We start from the raw sequence: 18,336 nt of genomic DNA, 5'->3' as shown, positions 1-18,336 counted from the left end.
GACCAACCTTCCCGCATTTTTCGCCATGCTTTCCCAGCAAGAACTCAAGCAGCAAGCCGCCGACGCGGCCCTGGAATTCGTTGAACAGGTCGCAGGACCCGACGCCATCATCGGCGTGGGCACGGGCTCCACGGCGGATCTCTTCATCGACGGCCTGGCCCGTTTCAAGGGCCGGATAGGCGGCACGGTGGCCAGTTCCGAGCGCAGCGCCGCCCGGCTTGCCGGACACGGGCTGAAGGTGCTGGACCTGAACGACATCACGACGATGCCGATCTACGTCGACGGCGCCGACGAGATCGACGCCAACCTGCACATGATCAAGGGCGGCGGCGGCGCGCTGACGCGCGAGAAGATCGTGGCTTCGGTGGCCGAGCGCTTCATCTGCATCGCCGACGAGTCCAAGCTGGTGCAGACCATGGGCAAGTTCCCGCTGCCCGTCGAAGTCATCCCCATGGCGCGCGCATCCGTGGCGCGCGCCCTGGCGGCGCTGGGCGGTCAGCCCAAGCTGCGCGAGGGATTCGTCACCGATAACGGCAACGTCATCCTGGACGTGTCCGGCCTGTCCATCACCGACGCGCCAGGCCTGGAAGCCCGGGTCAACAATCTGGCGGGCGTAGTGACCTGCGGCCTGTTCGCGATCGCGGGCGCCGACGTGGCCCTGCTGGCCACGCAAAACGGCATCCGCCGGCTGGACCGCCGCGCCTGAGTCCGCTTGCCGACGCCTCCCGGCGTTGCCCCGGCCGGCCCGCCTTGTGGCCGCCGGGGTCCGTGTTCATAATCCTGTCACACTTGGGTCATAACCTTGCGGGTTGTGCAGGCCCATCTCGTAATATCCTTTTTTCAGGGCAGTGCAATGAGACCAAACACGCAGGGAGCCCGGATGTCGGAGCATACAAACAAGCAGTTCGATGCGGACCTCGAAAGCGTCCGTTCGCAGTTCCTGCAAATGGGCGGCCTTGTGGAAGCCATGATCCAGGAGGCCATCGACGCGCTCGCCAGCGGCGACATTTCGCTGGTCGAGAAAGTCCGTGAGCGTGAAAAGGAAGTCAACCGCCACGAAGTCGAAATCGACGAGAGCATCAGCCGCATCCTGGCGCGCCACCAGCCCACCGCCATCGACCTGCGCATGCTGATGGCCGTGTCCAAGATGCTGACCGACATGGAGCGTTCCGGCGATGAAGCCGAGAAGGTCGCCACCGTCGCGCGCCGCATCCACGAAGCCGAACTGCGCCACATCCCGGTGATCGAACTGCGCCACATGGCTGCCAATGTGCGCACCATGCTGCATCAGGCGCTGGACGCGTTCGCCCGCCTCGATCCCATCCAGGCCGCCGCCGTCGTGCGCAGCGACAAGGAAGTGGACAAGGAATGGAAGGGTGCGCTGCGCCACCTGATCACGTACATGATCGAAGATCCGCGCACCATCTCGCGCGCCATCGACATGATCTTCATCGCGCGCGCGCTGGAACGCATCGGCGACCACGCCAAGAACATGTCCGAGCGCGTGATCTACATGGTCAAGGGCGCCGACGTGCGCCATACCGGCGTGAAGAACACCGAGCGCCTGGCGCGCGGTGAAGAAGAAGACACGGAAGAGTAAGCGTCAGTCCAGGGGCAGCGTCGCCCCTGCCTGCAGGCGCGGGTCCGGCAGGCCGGCTTTGCCGGCGTCGATGCGGCCCGCCAGCCTGCGGCCGAATGCCGGCAAGGCAAGCGCGGTGATCTCCAGGTCGTACCATCCCTGGCAACCGCCGTAGGCAAGATCCAGCGAGCCGTCCGCTTGCACGTGCGCCATGGCGCACCAGCCGTCGCCCATGCGCGACTCCACTTTTACTGCCTGCGGCGTTTCGCCGCGATTGACGAGACGCAGGCTCAGGCCGGTCGCCGCCGGTATCACTTGCGCCTCCAGCGTGCCGGCATCGCGCGCATCGCCGCGGAAGTGCCGGTGCAGGCCGTCGGGGCCCAGCAGCCACAAGTCATAGGCGCCATCGGCGTGCAGGCGCCAGCCGTCGTCCAGCCGCGCGCCTGCGCTCGCGGTATAGCGGCGCGGCGCGTGTTCCAGCGCGTGGCGGTCGTAGACATGCAGCACCGCGCCTGCGGCGCCGGGATTGCGCAGGGTCAGCCGGTAATGTCCGCCGTCGGCAGCCATGCGGCCTTGGACGTCCAGCGCGTACGGCAGGGCGCAAGCCTGGCGCAGGCCTTCGGCGTGCGCGCCGCGGGCGGCAGCGAAGTCGAAGGCCGAGGTCAGGTCGCCGGCGATCTCGCGCCGCCAGGCGCTGATATTGGGTTCCAGCACGCCAAATCGCGCTTCCAGGAAACGGATCACCGACGTGTGGTCGAACACCTGGGAATTGACCCAGCCGCCACGGCTCCAGGGCGAGACCACCAGCATCGGCACGCGCGGCCCCAGCCCGAACCCGCGCCCATGCAGTCCGGCAGGGTCGTCGGGCGTGGCGGCGCTGGGCCCATGGCGCGCGTCGTGGTATTCGCCGTCCAGCTCGACCGTGGAGAGGCCGCCCGATAGGCCGTCGGCCGCGCGGGCAGGCGGCGCAGGCGGCGGCATGTGGTCAAAGAAGCAGTCGTTCTCGTCGTAGGTGACGAAGAACACGCAGCGGCTCCAGACCTCGGGATTGCGGGTCAGGATGTCCAGCACGCGCTCCGTGTAGGCACCGCCCCTTGCCGGCGACGAGACCTCGGGGTGTTCGGAATCGGCCGTGGGCGCAATGATCCAGGACACCTGCGGCAGCGTGCCAGCGGCGACGTCGCGGGCCAACTGGTCCAGCGTGCACGTGGACAGGCCGCGGTCGCGCAGGGGCGCGTCGCCGGCCGCGCCCGCATGCTGCCGGCGGTACTGCTGGAAGCCGGCCAGCGGATTGTCGTGATAGTTGTCCGCCATGTCCTGGTAGATGCGCCAGTCCACGCCGGCGTCCTGCAGGCGTTCGGGATAGGTGGTCCAGGCATAGCCTTCGCTGGCGGGGCCCAGGCGATCGAAGGTATTCACCAGGGCTGGGCCGCCCGCCAGGCCTTGCGGATCATTGGTGCCGGTCCAGAGGAACAGCCGGTTGGGATTGGTGCCGGCATGGATCGAACAATGATAGGCGTCGCACAGGGTGAAGGCGTTTGCCAGCGCGGTCTGGAACGGCACCTCCTCGCCACGGTAGGCGCCCATGCCCAGGCGGCTCTTGGAGGGCAGCCATTGGTCCATGCGGCCGTCGTTCCAGGCGCGCTGCGCGTCGTCCCAGGTGTGCGGCGTGATGTAGCCCACCTGTGCATCGCTGGCGTATTCGGCCTGCAGGGCATAGGGGCGGACCTGCGCCGCGCCATCCGCCTGCGTCAGCACATTGCCCGCAAGCGTGGGTGCGGGATGCGGATCGGCGAAGCCGCGCACGCCGGGCAAGGTGCCGAAATAGTGGTCGAAAGAGCGGTTTTCCTGCATCAGGATCACCACGTGCTGCACGTCCTGCAGCGTGCCCGCGCGGCGGTCGGGCGCGATGCCGAGCGCGCGTTCGATGGGCGAGGAGGGGGACAGGCGCGATTCTTCTTTCATGACAGCGATGATACGGCCAGCAGTACTTGAATCTTAAGGCCGGCGCCAAGGCGGACGCTGGCGCCGGAAATGAACAGCCCCTCGCGGGCGAGGGGCTGCATCGGGTGGGCCGCCATCAGCTTGCGGCCGGAAAAGGCGCGGCTGGATCAGGCCGAGGGCGGAACGTAGCCCTGCGCTTCGACGGTGCCGTCTTCGAACAGGAAGCGCTCCATCTGTTCCTTCAGGTACTTGCGGGCGCGGGCGTCCGCAAGGTTCAGGCGGTTTTCATTGACCAGGCGCGTCTGGATGGCCTTCCATTCTTCCCAAGCTTCCTTGGAAATGCTCTGCCAGATCTTGGTGCCGAGTTCGCCGGGGTAGGGGGGGAAATCCAGCCCTTCGGCTTCACGCTTCAGTTTTACACAGTTGACGATACGGGCCATGGTTCGCTGCCGGAAGAAATGAGTAATCCTGCATTTTAACGGGCTTGGCGACCTGATGGCGCCAAGCCCCTGCGGACCCTGCGGGTAGCCCGGGTGTTACAGCTTCTTGATGAAGACCAGGCTGTTGCGCGAACGGTTGTAATTGTGCTGTTTTTCACGCGGCAGGTCGGCGATGCCGCCCTGCACGAAACCGCGCTTCATGAACCAGTGCGAGGTGCGCGTCGTCAGTACGAACAGGCGCTTGGCGCCGACGGCGCGCGCGCGCGATTCCATGTGGCGCAGCAGGATTTCGCCTTCGCCCGAACCCTGCCATTCCGGATGCACGATCAGGCAGGCCATTTCGGCCATCTGCTCTTCGGGGAAACTGTGCAGGGCCGCGCAGCCGTAGATGACGCCGTCGTGCTCCAGCACGGTGAAGTTTTCCACGTCGCGCTCGACCACGCTGCGTGGACGCGGCACCAGCGTGCCGTCGGCTTCCAGCGGTTCGATCAGGCTGAGGATGGCGCCGACGTCGTCGATCGTGGCGGCGCGCAGGTCGTCCAGCGTGTCTTCCACCACCATGGTGCCGACGCCGTCGTGGGTGAAGATTTCCAGCAGCACGCTGCCGTCCAGCGCGAACGGCAGCAGATGGGCGCGGGCCACGCCGCGCTTGACCGCGAGCGAGGCGTACTGCAGGAAGGCGTGGGTCTCTTCGTCGAGTTCACCGCCGGCCAGCAGGGCGTCGGCGTCCACGCGGGCGAGTTCAGTGTCCAGCGTGCCGTCGTCGTTCAGCACGCCCTGCGAGCTGGACAGGAAGATGAGTTTTTCAGCGCGCAGCGCCACCGCGACGCTGGTGGCCAGGTCTTCCATGGCCAGGTTGAACGCGTCGCCGGTGGGCGAGAAGCCCAGCGGCGACAACAGCACCACGGACGAGCCCTTTTCGATGGCGAACTTGAGCGCGTCGATGTCGATCTTGCGCACCTGGCCGGTGTGCTTGTAGTCCACCCCGTCCAGCACGCCGGTCGGGCGGGCGGTGACGAAGTTGCCGGAGATGACACGGATATGGGCGTGCGACATGGGCGTGTTCGGCAGCCCCTGGCTGAAGGCGGCCTCGATGTCCAGGCGGATTTCGCCGGCGGCTTCCTTGGCGCATTCCAGCGCGGCGGCGTCGGTGGGCGACAGGCCGCGGTCGAATTGCTGGGTAAAGCCCTTCAGGCGCAGCTGCTCATTGACCTGCGGACGCGAGCCGTGCACCAGCACCAGGCGGATGCCCAGCGAGGACAGCAGCGACAAGTCCTGCACCAGCGCGTTCAGCGCGCCGGCCTGCACCAGTTCACCGCCGAAAGCCACCACGAACGTCTTGCCTCGGAACGCATGCACATAAGGCGCCACTTCTCGGAACCATCGGACGAATTGGGCGGGTGCGAATTCTGGGGCTTCAAGGGCGGAGACGGTGTCTGGTTCCAGGTCGGGCATGATGGGCGGAAGGATTCCTGAGAGTAAGCAAAAACGCGGCGCCGTGCCGCGCCATAGCGCCGTCGGACGACGGCGTGGCGAAATTATATGACCGTCGCACCCCGGCGCAGGCGGAAAAGAGTGCCAATTTGGTGCCGGATTTGCCGGTTTGCGCCCGCGGCGCCGGCAGCGGGCTCGCGGAAATTTATAATGCCGGGCTAACCGGACTAATCGTACATGCCTGAATCCTCCAGCCCGCGTGCGCCCAAGGCCGCGGACGCGGCGGCTCCGGCGGCAGCGGCGGACGCGCAGAACGCGCGCCGCGCGCCGCGCCCCGAGCGGCCCATACCCGTGGTGACCTACCCCGAAGACCTGCCCGTCAGCGCGCGGCGCCAGGAGATCGCGCGTGCCATCGCCAGCCACCAGGTGGTGATCGTCAGCGGCGAAACCGGGTCGGGCAAGACCACCCAGCTGCCCAAGATCTGCCTGGAGCTGGGCCGCGGCCGCCAGAAGATGATCGGCCACACCCAGCCGCGCCGCCTGGCCGCGACGTCGGTGGCCAAGCGCATCGCCGAAGAGCTGAACACCCCCATGGGCGAGGTCGTGGGCTACCAGGTGCGTTTCAACGACCGCACCGGCCCCAACGCGTCCATCAAGCTGATGACGGACGGCATCCTGCTGGCCGAATCGCAGCGCGATCCGCTCTTGCGCCGCTACGACACCATCATCATCGACGAGGCGCACGAGCGCAGCCTGAACATCGATTTCCTGCTGGGCTACCTGAAGCAGCTGCTGCCCCGCCGCCCGGATCTGAAGATCATCATCACCTCGGCGACCATCGACGCCGAGCGCTTCGCCCGGCACTTCGGCGCTTCCGAGGACCGGCCCGCGCCCGTCATCGAGGTGTCCGGCCGCCTGTACCCCGTCGAGGTCCGCTACCGTCCCGTGCGCGAGGAGCTCCCGGAAGACGAGGCCGCCCCGGCCAAGCCCGGCCGGGACCGCGAACGGATGTCGGGCGACGAAGAGCGCGACCTGATCGACGCCATCGTGGACGCGGTGGACGAGTGCGCGCGCCATGGCCCGGGCGACGTGCTGGTGTTCCTGCCTGGCGAGCGCGAGATCCGCGAATCCGCCGAGGCGCTGCGCAAGCGCCATCCGGCCGGCACCGAAGTCTTGCCGCTGTACGCGCGCCTGTCGCAGGCCGAGCAGGAGCAGATCTTCCATCCGCGCACCAATGCGCGGCGCATCGTGCTGGCCACCAACGTGGCGGAAACCTCGCTGACCGTGCCGGGCATCCGCTTCGTGGTCGACAGCGGGCTGGCGCGCATCAAGCGCTATTCCTGGCGCAACAAGGTCGAGCAGCTGCGCATCGAGCCGATCAGCCGCGCTTCGGCCAACCAGCGCGCCGGCCGTTGCGGCCGGGTCGGGCCGGGCGTCTGCATCCGGCTCTACGACGAGCTGGACTTCAACAACCGGGCGCCGTTCACGGACCCGGAAGTCCTGCGCTCGTCGCTGGCCTCGGTCATCCTGCGGATGAAGTCCCTGAAGCTGGACGACATCGAGCAGTTCCCCTTCGTCGAGGCGCCGCCCGGGCGCGCGGTGGCCGACGGCTACCATCTGCTGCAGGAACTGGGCGCGATCGAGCTGGCGTCGGCCTCGGACGACGACACGGACGCTTCCCGTACCGGCTCGTCCTTCGTGCTGACGCGCACGGGACATGAACTGGCCAAGCTGCCGGTGGACCCGCGCATCGGCCGCATGATCCTGGCCGCGCGCGAACATCAGTGCCTCGCCGAGATGCTGATCATCGCCTCGGCCCTGTCGGTGCAGGACGCGCGCGATCGCCCCATGCAGGAACGCGAGGCGGCTGAAGCCGCGCACGCCAAGTTCGCCGACGACAAGTCCGAGTTCATCTCCTTCCTGAAGCTGTGGCGCTGGTACGGCGAGCAGGTGCAGCACAAGGCCTCGCAGCGCAAGCTGGTGGCCCTGCTGCGCCAGAACTTCCTGTCGCCGATCCGGCTGCGCGAATGGCACGACGTGCACACGCAGCTGGCCGCGCTGGTGGGCGAGCAGGGCTGGCGCCTGAACCAGACCGAGGCCACCTACGAGCAGCTGCACATGGCGCTGCTGTCGGGCCTGTTGGGTAATATCGGCTTCAAGAGCGACGAAGGCGGTCATTACCAGGGCGCGCGCGAGATCCGCTTCCATATCCACCCCGGTTCGCGGCTGGTGAAGAAGGCGGGGCGCTGGATCGTGGCGGCCGAACTGGTCGAGACCACGCGGCTGTATGCGCGTTGCGTGGCGCGCATCGATCCGGTGTGGCTGGAAAAAGTCGGCGCGCACCTGATCCGCAAGAACTGGTCCGATCCGCGTTGGGAAAAGAAGGCCGGGCAGGTGGTGGCCAATGAACGGGCCACGCTTTACGGGCTGACCATCTACACCGGCCGGCGCATCCAGTACGGCCGGGTCAATCCGACCCAGGCGCGCGAGCTGTTCATCCGTCAGGCATTGGTGCCGGGCGAGATCGACACGCGGCTGGCGTTCGTGGCGCACAACCGCAAGCTGATCGCAGGCATCGAAAAGCTGGAACATCAGACCCGCCGCCCGGACATCCTGGTCGACGACGAGCTGATCCACGCCTTCTACGACCGGCAACTGCCGGCCGAAATTTCGCAGACGGCGACGCTGGAAAAGTGGGTGTCGGGGCTGGACAAGGCTGCCGCCGCCAAGCTGCTGCTGACGCGCGACGAACTGATGCGCCACGAGGCCGCGGGCGTCACGACCGATGTCTTTCCCAAGAAGGTGGAATGGCAGGGCGTGTCGATGGCGCTGGATTACCACTTCGAACCCGGTTCGCCGCGTGACGGCGTGACCCTGTCGGTGCCGCTGTTCGCGCTCAACCAGATCGATCCGGCGCGCTGCGAATGGCTGGTGCCCGGGATGCTGAAGGAAAAGGTGCACCTGCTCCTGAAGTCGCTGCCGCAGAAGCTGCGCCGCCACTGCGTGCCGCTGCCGGACTATGCCGCAGGCTTCTACGACCGCTGGTTCGAGCGCCAGGCCGACCCGCAGCAGGGGTTGGTCGATGCCATCATCGCCGACATGTGGGACCAGGTGCAGGTCCGCCCAGCCGCGGCGGACTTCAAGCTGGAGACACTGCCGGCCCACCTGTTCATGAATTTCCGGGTGGTGGATGAGCACGGCCGCATGCTGGCGGCCGGACGCAACCTGGCGCAACTGCGCGCCGAGTTCGGCAAGCAGGCGCAGGCCACGTTCCAGCAGCTGGCGGCCAGCGACACCCAGGTGGCCCAGGCGCTGGCGCACGAGAACCTGACCTCCTGGTCCTTCGGCCCCTTGCCGGAGATCATGGAGATCAAGCGGCGCGGGCAGTCGGTGATCGGCTATCCGGCGCTGGTGGACCGCGGCGCGCATTGCGACCTGGACGTGTTCGACGATCCGGACGAAGCGCGCAAGCACCACCGCGCGGGCTTGCTCAGGCTGTTCCGGCTGGGCTTGCGCGAGCAGGTGAAGTTCCTGGAAAAGAACCTGGCGGACCTGACCAAGATCAGCATGCTCTACATGACGCTGGGGACGCAGGAAGAGCTGCGCGACCAGATCATCGATTGCGCGCTGGGGCAGGCTTGCCTGGCCGATCCCTGGCCGGTCAACGAGCAGCAGTTCGAGGCCCGGCGGGCCGAGGGCAAGGGCCGGCTGGGTCTTTTGGCGCAGGAAGTGGCGCGGCTGGCGGGGGCGGTGCTGACGGAATGGGCGGCAGTGCAGCGCAAGTTGCCGCAGGCCAAGCCGCATGCTGCTGCCTACGCGGACTTGCAGGCGCAGCTGGGGGCGTTGATGCCCAAATGGTTCATCCGCGATACGCCGTATGCGCAGCTTGCGCATTTTCCGCGGTATCTGAAGGCGGTTCTGGCTCGCATCGACAAGCTGCGGGCGGATCCGGCCAGGGATGCCAAGCTGGTGGCGGAGATGGCGCCTTTGCTGACGCAGTATCAGCGGGCGCGGTCGGCGCTGAAAGGGGCGCCGGATCCGCGGCTGGATGAGTTCCGGTGGCTGCTGGAGGAGCTGCGGGTGGCATTGTTTGCGCAGGAGTTGCGGACGCCTATGCCGGTTTCTGTGAAACGGTTGATGAAGAGCTGGGAGTCGCTTAAGCGTTGATTGCTTTTGTGGTTTGTTTTATTTCTATTGTGATTGATCGTCGGGCGGGGTCTTCGTAGGCCGCCCGTCGGCGCGGACGGCGTGGCGGCTCGCGCCCACGATTGCGGTCCGGAGCGTTCGCTCCGGACTGCCCCTTCGTCATCTTCGTCAAGGCCTGCGGCCTTTCCTTCAGATTCCCTCGGGCGCATCGAGGTTGCGAGCCGCCACGCCGCCCGCGCCGACGGGCTACGAGCGTCTCGGGACGTCGCGATGTCGAAGTCGTGGGTGGGGAGAGTCTAGCGAGGCCCGCCGCATTTGGCCGCCCGGGCGGCCAAATGCGGCCTACGCGCTGTCTTGCGTCGCAGCTATGGACGCTCGCGCGATGTGACTGGGTAGGGGGCAGAGAAGCTGTAGGAAACAGGGGGGGTAGACGCCCGGATGTCCGGGCGCCTTTTCTTACAGGGCCAGGAAGCCCACGACCACCAGGGCGATCAGGCCGTACTTGGTGGCCTTGTAGACATTGCGGTTCCAGGCCTTGAAGGCCTTGCGCTTCTGGTCGATGACCCAGTGGGCGTGGGTCAGCTTGTTGATGGCGCCGGTCTGGTCGCCGCCGTCGTTGGGCGAGCTGGCGGCGGACATGACGACGCGGCCGAACCAGCGGTTGAAGGCTTCGGCCCAGCGCCACTTCAGCGGGCGTTCGACGTCGCAGAACAGGATGATGCGGTTCTGGTCGGTGTGGTTGTAGGCTTCGTGCACGTAGGTTTCGTCAAAAACCACGCTTTCGCCGTCGCGCCAGCTGTAGTGTTCGCCGTCGACGATGATGTGGCAGCCGTCGTCGTTCGGGGTGACCAGGCCCAGGTGGTAGCGCAGGGACCCGGCGAACGGGTCGCGGTGCGGGTTCAACTGGCCGCCCGGCGGCAGTTCGGCGAACATCGCGGCCTTGACCTTGGGCAGGGTCTTCAGGATGGCGACGGTCTTGGGGCAGAGTTCTTCGGCGGACGGGTGGCGCGCGTCGTACCACTTCAGGTAGAAACGCTTCCAGCCGTACTTGAAGAAGGAATTGAAGCCGATGTCGTTATGCGTGTCGGCGGCCTTGATGCGGCGCAGCTCGGCCATCTGTTGGGCTTCTTCGCGGATCGTTTCCCAGTTGTCGTCCAGCACCTTGAGTTCGGCGATTTCGCTGGTCGTCAGGTAGGGCGTGGTGGGAACCCGCGAGGTCAGCACCATGAAGGCGTTGACGGGGGCTAGCAGTACGGAATGGTCCAGCAATTGGCGGCCCAGCGGCAGCTTGACGCGGCCGCGGAAGTGCGCAAACAGGATGGCGCTCAGCCAGATCCCGGGAATTAGCCATTTCATAGGTGAATCTCGTGCGTAAATCTCATGTCAACAATGGAAGATGACGTGCAACGTGTATTGTTACACAGGCGCTTGCGTAGTCCTTTGCGCGAGCGCACAGGCCTCGGCTTGGACCGCATTGACTAGGTACAATTCCCTTTATGTCCGAAGAAGCCGTAACGACCCCGTCCCCATTTGTTCACCTGCGCGTACACTCCGAATTTTCGGTCGTGGACGGCATCGTGCGCATCCCCGACCTCATCAAGCGCGTGGCCAAGCTGGGCCAGCCCGCCGTCGCCTTGACGGATCTGTCGAACCTGTTCGGCCTGATCAAGTTCTACAAGGGCGCGCGCGGCGCCGGCATCAAGCCGATTGCCGGCTGCGATGTCTGGCTGTCCAACGACGACGACCCCGCCAAGCCTTTCCGCTTGCTGCTGCTGGTGCGCAACCACCAGGGCTACCTCAATCTTTGCGAACTGCTGACCAAAGCCTTCCTGACGAACCAGGGCAAGGGCCGCGCCGAGATCCGCCGCGAATGGCTGCAGGGGCAGGAGGGCCTGATTGCCCTGTCGGGCGGGCGCGGCGGCGACGTGGGCCAGGCGCTGGACGCGGGCAATGCCGTGTCGGCGCTGGCGCTGGCGCGCCAGTGGGCGCACCTGTTCCCGGGCAGCTACTACATCGAGTTGCAGCGCGCCGGCATGGACGGCGACGAAGCCTACACCCAGGCCGCCATGCGCCTGGCGAGCGAGGCCGGCCTGCCGGTGGTGGCGACGCATCCGGTGCAATTCCTGGACGAATTCGAATTCCAGGCGCATGAGGCCCGCGTCTGCATCGCCGAAGGCGAAATCCTGGCCAACCCGCGCCGCGTGCGCCGGTTCAGCAAGGAGCAATACCTGCTCAGCTCCGAGGAAATGGCGCGGCGCTTCGCCGACGTGCCCTCGGCGCTGGCCAACACGGTGGAAATCGCCAAACGCTGCAACCTCAGCCTGGTGCTGGGCAAGCCGCGCCTGCCCAATTTCCCCACGCCGGACGGCGTGAGCCTGGACGACTACCTGGTCCAGCTGTCGGAAGAGGGCCTGGAAAAGCGCATGGCGTTCCTGTTCCCGGACGAGGCCGAACGCCAGTCCAAGCGCGAGCAGTACTACGAACGCCTGCGCTGGGAATGCAAGACCATCATCCAGATGGGCTTCCCCGGCTACTTCCTGATCGTGCAGGACTTCATCAACTGGGGTAAGAACAACGGCGTGCCGGTGGGTCCGGGCCGGGGTTCAGGCGCGGGCTCGCTGGTGGCCTATGCCCTGGGCATTACCGACCTGGATCCGATCCGCTACGACTTGCTGTTCGAGCGCTTCCTGAATCCCGAGCGGGTCTCCATGCCCGACTTCGATATCGACTTCTGCCAGGACAACCGCGAACGGGTCATCGACTACGTCAAGGAAAAGTACGGCCGAGCCGCCGTGAGCCAGATCGCGACCTTCGGCACGCTGGGCGCCAAGGCCGTGGTGCGCGACGCCGGCCGGGTGCTGGACATGCCGTACATGTTCTGCGACGGCCTGTCCAAGCTGATCCCGTTCAATCCGATGGATCCCTGGTCGCTCGAACGCACCCTGAAGGACGAGCCCGCCTTCAAGGACCGCTACGAGCAGGAAGAGGAAGTGCGCGCGCTGGTGGACCTGGCGCAGCCGCTGGAAGGCCTGACCCGCAACATCGGCATGCACGCCGGCGGCGTGCTCATCGCGCCGGGCAAGCTCACTGACTTCTGCCCGCTGTATTGCCAGCCCGGCCAGGAAAACAGCGCGGTTTCGCAGTTCGACAAGGACGACGTCGAGGCCGCCGGCCTGGTGAAGTTCGACTTCCTGGGCTTGCGCAACCTGACCATCCTGGATTGGGCCGTGCGCTACGTGCGCCAGTTCAACGAGGACAAGCGCGACTTCGACGTCATGGCCCTGGCGCTGGACGATCCGGCCGCCTACAAGATCCTGTGCGACGCCAACACGACCGCCGTGTTCCAGCTGGAATCGCGCGGCATGAAGGAACTGCTGAAGAAGCTGCGGCCCAACACCTTCGAAGACATCATCGCCATGCTGGCCCTGTATCGACCGGGGCCGCTGGAATCGGGCATGGTGGACGACTTCGTCAACCGCAAGCACGGCCGCGCTGCAGTGGATTATTTCCACGACGACCTGGAGAACACCCTCAAGAGCACCTACGGGGTCATCGTCTACCAGGAACAGGTGATGCTGATCTCGCAGATCATCGGCGGCTACTCGCTGGGCGGCGCCGACCTGCTGCGGCGCGCCATGGGCAAGAAAAAGCCCGAGGAAATGGCCAAGCACCGCGAATTGTTCGAGCAGGGCGCCAAGGAAAAGGGCCACGATCCGGACCTGGCGGTCAAGCTGTTCGACCTGATGGAGAAGTTCGCGGGCTACGGCTTCAACAAGTCGCACTCGGCTGCGTACGCGCTGATCTCGTACCAGACGGCCTGGCTCAAGGCCTACCATCCGACCGAGTTCCTGGCCGCGACCATGTCCTCGGACATGGACGACACCGACAAGGTCCAGATCTTCTGCCGCGACGCCCAGGACAACGGCGTCGAAGTGCTGCCGCCTGACGTCAATTTCTCGGGCTACCGCTTCGAGCCGGTCGCCGACAAGCACACTGAAAAAGGCAGGCCGCCGCGCACCATGCGCTATGGCCTGGGCGCCGTCAAAGGCACGGGGCAGGGCGCGGTCGAGGAAATCCTGCGCGCGCGCAAGGAAGCCGGCCCGTTCCAGAACCTGTTCGACTTCTGCCGCCGCGTCAATAAGCACGCGGTCAACCGGCGCACCATCGAAGCCCTGATCAAGGCCGGCGCGTTCGATACCATCGAGCCCAATCGGGCCGCGATGCTGGCTTCGGTGCCCACCGCCATGGAAGCCGCCGAGCAGGCGGCCCGCAGCGCCAACCAGGCCTCGCTCTTCGGCGACGACAGCGGCGACGTAGTGGCGGGCGAACTGGCCAAGGTCGCACCTTGGGACCTGCACAAGAAGCTGACGGAAGAAAAGTCCGCGCTGGGCTATTACTACAGCGGCCACCTGTTCGACGCTTGGCGCGACGAAGTGCGTCGCATCGTGCCGATGCAGCTGGTGCGGGTCGAACCGCAGCGCGACCTGCAATGGATGTGCGGCGTGCTGGCCAGCGTGCGCGTCATGATGACCCGCCGCGGCAAGATGGTTTTCGCGGTGCTGGACGACGGCACCGCGCAGGTGGAAATCTCGGTCTTCAACGAGCTCTACGAAAAGCACCGCAACCGCCTGCGCGAGGACCAGCTCGTCATCGTCCAGGGCAAGGTCAGCAATGACGACTACTCCGGCGGCATGCGCATCGTCGCGGAACAGCTCTACGACCTGCAGCTGGCGCGCGAAGCCCGGGCCAAGTCCCTGCGCGTCAAGCTCAATGGCAGCGCCGACGCGGCGCGCCTGAGGCAGATGCTGAATCCGTTCCGGGCCGAACCCGAAAACGGCATTCCCGGCGTGCCGGTCGATATCGTCTATACCAAGAATAATTTCCTGTGCACGGTCCGCCTGGGCGAGGAGTGGCGCGTCCGCATGGCCGACACGCTGCTCGCCAACCTGAATGAATGGACCAAGCCGGATGGCGTGGAGGTCACCTATTGATGCCGATGCGTATCGTTCACTCGGAAGCCGCAACCAGCTTTGGCGGCCAGGAAGGCCGGATTTTCAAGGAGATGACCGCCATGCGCGCGCGGGGCCATCACATGGAAGCCATCTGCCAACCCAAGGCGCTCTTGGCTGAACGCCTGTCGGATGCCGGTTTTCCCGTGCACACCCTGGAAATGGATGGCGCGGTGAATTACCTGAAGGGCATCGCCACCATCCGTGGCATCCTGCGCGAAGGGCGCTTCGACGTGCTCAATACCCACAGCCGGCGCGACACGGTCATCGCGGCCGCCGCCGGCCGTCTGGCGGGGACGCCGCTCATCGTGCGGACCCGGCACCTGTCCAACAAGGTAGGGTCGCTATGGTCCTACACCTGTCTGCCGCACAGGGTCACGACGGTCAGTGACCATGTGCGCCAACACCTCATCGACCGCGGCGTACCTGCCGGCAAGGTAGCCACCGTCTATTCCCCCATCGTGCTGCCGCCGCCCGTGGAACGCTCCACGTTGCGCGAAGAACTCGGCCTGGCCGATGACGACATCGTGGTCGGCTGCGTGGCCGTCATGCGCGCCACCAAGGGCCACAAGGACCTGATCGACGCGATCGCGCCGCTGATGGCCAGCCGGCCCAAGCTGCACCTGGTGTTCGTCGGCGGCGGTTCGCCGGTGTTCGAGCAGACCCAGGCCTATGTGGCCGAACTGGGCCTGCAGGACCGCATCCATCTGATGGGCATGCGGCGCGACGTGCCCAACCTGCTGGCCGGCTTCGATCTCTTCGCGCTGGCCACGCAGCAGGAAGCGTCCGGCACCGTCTACGTCGAGGCGCAGGCCAGCGGCCTGCCCGTCATCGGCACGGACGTGGGCGGCGTGTCGGAAATGTTCCGCGACGGCGAAACCGGCATCCTGGTGCCGCCCAAGAACCCCGAGGCGCTCACCGCCGCCCTGGTGCGCCTGATTGACGACGCCGGTTTGCGGCGGAGCATGGGCGAGGCCGGCCGCAAGATGGTCTGGGACGAGGGCGTGTTCTCGCCCGCCCGCCTGGCGGAAACCACCGAAGCCGTCTATGCCAAATGGCTGGCGGAGCGCGCGGGATGAATGCACCCAACGTTCCGGTGCTGATGTATCACCACGTCACGCCGGCCGGCGGCATGATCGCCGCCACGCCCGATGTGTTCGAGGCGCAGATCTCGCGCCTGGCCCGCGCCGGCTACCAGTCCTTGTCGGCCGATCAGTTCGCGGCCTACCTCGCCGGCGGCGCCGCGCCCGAACGCTCGGTGCTGATCACCTTCGACGACGGCTACCTGAACAACTGGGTGCATGCGCACCCGGTGCTGGCGCGCCACGGCATGCGCGCGGTGCTGTTCACGATCACCGGCTGGATCGGCGACGGGCCGGTGCGCCCGCATGCGGGCCAGGGCGTCCCCTTGCCCGCCACGCCCGACCACGACGCTTGCAAGCAACTGGTGGCGGCAGGCCGGACCGACGAGGCCATGTTGCGCTGGAGCGAGATCGAGGCCATGCAGGCGGCAGGCACGTTCGAATTCCATTCCCACACGCATACCCATACCCGCTGGGACAAGGTCTGCGGCACGGACGTCGACGCCAAGCGCGCCCGCATCGCCCAGGAATTGCAGGATTCCCGCGAGACGCTGACAAGCCGCCTCGGCTCGGTCAGCGACCACCTCTGCTGGCCGCAAGGCTATTTCGACGCGGACTACGTGGCCGCGGCGCGGGCCGCCGGGTTCCGGCACTTGTACACTACCGACCCTTTCGGCCAGAACACCCCCGGCGCGGACCCCGAACACATCTATCGTTTCGCGGTGCGCAACCAGGGCGGCTCCTGGCTGAACCGGCGCATCTGGCTGTCGCGCGATCCCTTCTGGGGGCCGCGCTTTCATGCCTGGAAAGCCTGGAAAAAGCGTCTCAGGAATCGCGGATGAAGCTATCTGTCATCATCATCACCAAGAACGAGGCGGCCAACATCGCCGCCTGCCTCAAGTCCGTGGCGTTCGCCGATGAATTCATCGTGGTGGACTCGGGCAGCACCGACGGCACCGTCGAAGTCGCGCGCGCCCTGGGCGCGAGGGTTGAAGTCACCCCGGACTGGCCCGGCTTCGGGCCGCAGAAGAACCGCGCGCTGGATCTGGCCACGGGCGACTGGGTGCTGTCCATCGACGCCGACGAGCGCGTCACGCCGGAACTGGCCCAGGAAATCCAGGAAGCGCTGCGCGCGCCGCGCGCCGACGCCTACGAGATCGCGCGCCTGTCGAATTTCTGCGGCCGCGACATCCGCCACAGCGGCTGGTGGCCCGATTACGTGCTGCGCCTGTTCAAGCGCGGCACGGCGCGGTTCAACGACGTGGCCGTGCATGAACGCGTGGTGCCGGCCAACGGCAAGCCGCTGCAGATGCGCGGTTATTTCCACCACTATCCCTACGACAACCTGGATGCGCTGATCACCAAGGTCAACCGCTATTCGTCCGATGCCGCCGCCATGATGTACGCCAAGGGCCGGCGCACCTCGGTCTTCGGCGCGCTGGGCCATGGCTTCTGGACCTTTGTGCGGATCTACCTGATCCGGCGCGGCTTCCTGGACGGCAAGCACGGCCTGGTGCTGGCCGTCGTCGCCTCGGCCGGCAGCTTCTTCCGCTATTCGAAGCTGATGTTCCTGGCCGAGAAGAAGAAGTGAAGATCCTCTACACCAACTTCCACGGCGGTAACGGCGGCGGACACGTCACCTACATCATCAATCTGGCCAAGGCCCTGTCCAAGGACCACCAGATCACGATCGCGGCGCCGGCCACCAGCCGCCTGTACCGCTACGCCAAGGCGATTCCGGGCGTGACGGTGGAGGACATGCAATACACCACGCGGCCTTCGTCCTGGTTCAAGGACCGCGCGCAGTTGCGCCGGCTGATCAAGGCCGGCGGTTTCGACATCATCCACGCCAACGGCTCGGCCGACCACAAGCAGGTCATGCTGGCCACGCTGGGCATGCGCCGCCGCCCGCGCATCGTCTTCACCAAGCACAACGACCATCCGCTGGCGAGCCTCGGCCACAAGTTGCGGGTGGCGCTGGCCACCGACCATGCCATCGCGGTCAGCGACTACGTCCATGGCCTGATGCAGCAGTCGCCGTATGGCAAGCGTCCCATCACCACCATCCGCCACGGCATCGACACCAATTTCTTCGCGCCGCCGCCGCCAGAAAGCCTGGACAAGCTGCGCGCCATCTTCTTCGGGCCCGACTGGCAGGGCAAGCTGCTGCTGGGCAGCGCGGGCGGCACCGACTACGACAAGGGCTGGCTGGACCTGGTGGCAGCGGTCGCCGCCTTGCCGCCGGAGGACCGCAAGCGCGTGCTGCTGATGGTGGCGGGCGATCCGCCCAACGAAGCCAAGCTTGCCCGGGTGCGCGAGTTGGGCATGATCGACCAGGTCCGTTTCCCCGGCTTGCTGGATGACGTGCGGGCGGCGCTGGCGTCCTGCCATGCGGGTTTCGTGCTGTCCTACCGCGAAGCCCTGTCGTTCGCCTGCCGCGAGATCATGGGTTTGGGATTGCCCGCCCTGGTCAGCGACGCGGGCGGACTGCCCGAGAACGTCACCGATGGCGTCGACGGCTGGATCGTGCCCGCGCGCGACGTGCCCGCCATCACGGCCAAGCTGCGTTTCATGCTGGACCATCCCGATGCCGTGCGCGCCATGGGCGCCCAGGCACGGGAAACCAGCCTGCGGGACTTCAATCTGGACCGTTTCGCCGCCGCCACACTGGACGTATACCGACGCGCGCTGGGATAAGGCCG

The 18,336-nt window shown here is 66.4% G+C and carries 12 protein-coding genes; 8 read left to right on the top strand and 4 right to left on the bottom strand.

Translation table 11 applies throughout. The features are described 5' to 3' along the window. Positions 1 to 25: 25 nt before the first annotated feature. A complete protein-coding gene (rpiA, locus tag IB268_RS14915; protein ID WP_054451340.1) occupies positions 26 to 706 on the top strand; it encodes a ribose-5-phosphate isomerase RpiA in 681 nt (226 codons plus the stop codon). Positions 707 to 880: 174 nt separating this feature from the next. Further along, positions 881 to 1,600: a phosphate signaling complex protein PhoU gene (phoU, locus tag IB268_RS14910; protein WP_054451167.1), complete on the top strand. Its 720-nt coding sequence runs from the start codon at positions 881 to 883 to the stop codon at positions 1,598 to 1,600. A gap of 3 nt (positions 1,601 to 1,603) precedes the next feature. On the opposite strand, the gene IB268_RS14905 is transcribed toward phoU, so the two are convergent. The 3 genes from IB268_RS14905 to argA form a co-directional block, all read right to left on the bottom strand. Then, entirely contained in the window at positions 1,604 to 3,544 is a 1,941-nt protein-coding gene (locus tag IB268_RS14905; protein WP_192354484.1) for a phosphocholine-specific phospholipase C, read from the bottom strand. Between the two features lie 146 nt (positions 3,545 to 3,690). After that, entirely contained in the window at positions 3,691 to 3,963 is a 273-nt protein-coding gene (locus IB268_RS14900; RefSeq protein WP_054451169.1) for an oxidative damage protection protein, read from the bottom strand. A gap of 96 nt (positions 3,964 to 4,059) precedes the next feature. Then, on the bottom strand, positions 4,060 to 5,418 hold the full coding sequence (gene argA, locus IB268_RS14895; RefSeq protein ID WP_054451170.1) for an amino-acid N-acetyltransferase: 1,359 nt from the start codon (positions 5,416 to 5,418) through the stop codon (positions 4,060 to 4,062). Between the two features lie 216 nt (positions 5,419 to 5,634). Between argA and hrpA the strand changes: the two genes are divergently transcribed. After that, positions 5,635 to 9,564 (top strand): ATP-dependent RNA helicase HrpA, encoded by a 3,930-nt coding sequence (hrpA, locus tag IB268_RS14890; RefSeq protein WP_192354483.1) that lies wholly within the window; start codon positions 5,635 to 5,637, stop codon positions 9,562 to 9,564. A 435-nt stretch (positions 9,565 to 9,999) separates the two neighbouring features. Here the strand turns inward: hrpA and lpxO are convergent, their stop codons facing one another. Continuing rightward, positions 10,000 to 10,899 (bottom strand): lipid A hydroxylase LpxO, encoded by a 900-nt coding sequence (gene lpxO / locus IB268_RS14885; protein ID WP_054451172.1) that lies wholly within the window; start codon positions 10,897 to 10,899, stop codon positions 10,000 to 10,002. Between the two features lie 140 nt (positions 10,900 to 11,039). Here lpxO and dnaE point away from each other — a divergent pair, with 140 nt between their 5' ends. From dnaE to IB268_RS14860, 5 genes are read left to right on the top strand one after another with little or no spacing between them, the layout of a single operon-like run. Further along, entirely contained in the window at positions 11,040 to 14,534 is a 3,495-nt protein-coding gene (gene dnaE / locus IB268_RS14880; RefSeq protein ID WP_054451173.1) for a DNA polymerase III subunit alpha, read from the top strand. Next, positions 14,531 to 15,631, top strand: a complete 1,101-nt coding sequence (locus IB268_RS14875; protein ID WP_054451174.1) for a glycosyltransferase family 4 protein — start codon at positions 14,531 to 14,533, stop codon at positions 15,629 to 15,631. The genes dnaE and IB268_RS14875 overlap by 4 nt, the downstream gene beginning before the upstream one ends. Further along, the gene (locus tag IB268_RS14870; protein WP_119449140.1) at positions 15,628 to 16,476 is read left to right on the top strand and encodes a polysaccharide deacetylase family protein; all 849 of its coding nucleotides are present in this window, start codon (positions 15,628 to 15,630) and stop codon (positions 16,474 to 16,476) included. The genes IB268_RS14875 and IB268_RS14870 overlap by 4 nt, the downstream gene beginning before the upstream one ends. Further along, positions 16,473 to 17,225, top strand: a complete 753-nt coding sequence (locus IB268_RS14865) for a glycosyltransferase family 2 protein (RefSeq protein WP_054451176.1) — start codon at positions 16,473 to 16,475, stop codon at positions 17,223 to 17,225. Before IB268_RS14870 ends, IB268_RS14865 begins: the two co-directional genes overlap by 4 nt. Further along, positions 17,222 to 18,331: a glycosyltransferase gene (locus tag IB268_RS14860; protein ID WP_192354482.1), complete on the top strand. Its 1,110-nt coding sequence runs from the start codon at positions 17,222 to 17,224 to the stop codon at positions 18,329 to 18,331. Before IB268_RS14865 ends, IB268_RS14860 begins: the two co-directional genes overlap by 4 nt. The last annotated feature ends 5 nt before the right edge of the window (positions 18,332 to 18,336 follow it).

This window comes from Achromobacter sp. ACM01, from assembly GCF_014851745.1.
Classification (GTDB): Bacteria; Pseudomonadota; Gammaproteobacteria; order Burkholderiales; family Burkholderiaceae_B; genus Achromobacter; species Achromobacter aegrifaciens.
This window is presented reverse-complemented; position numbering and strand designations above follow the sequence as displayed.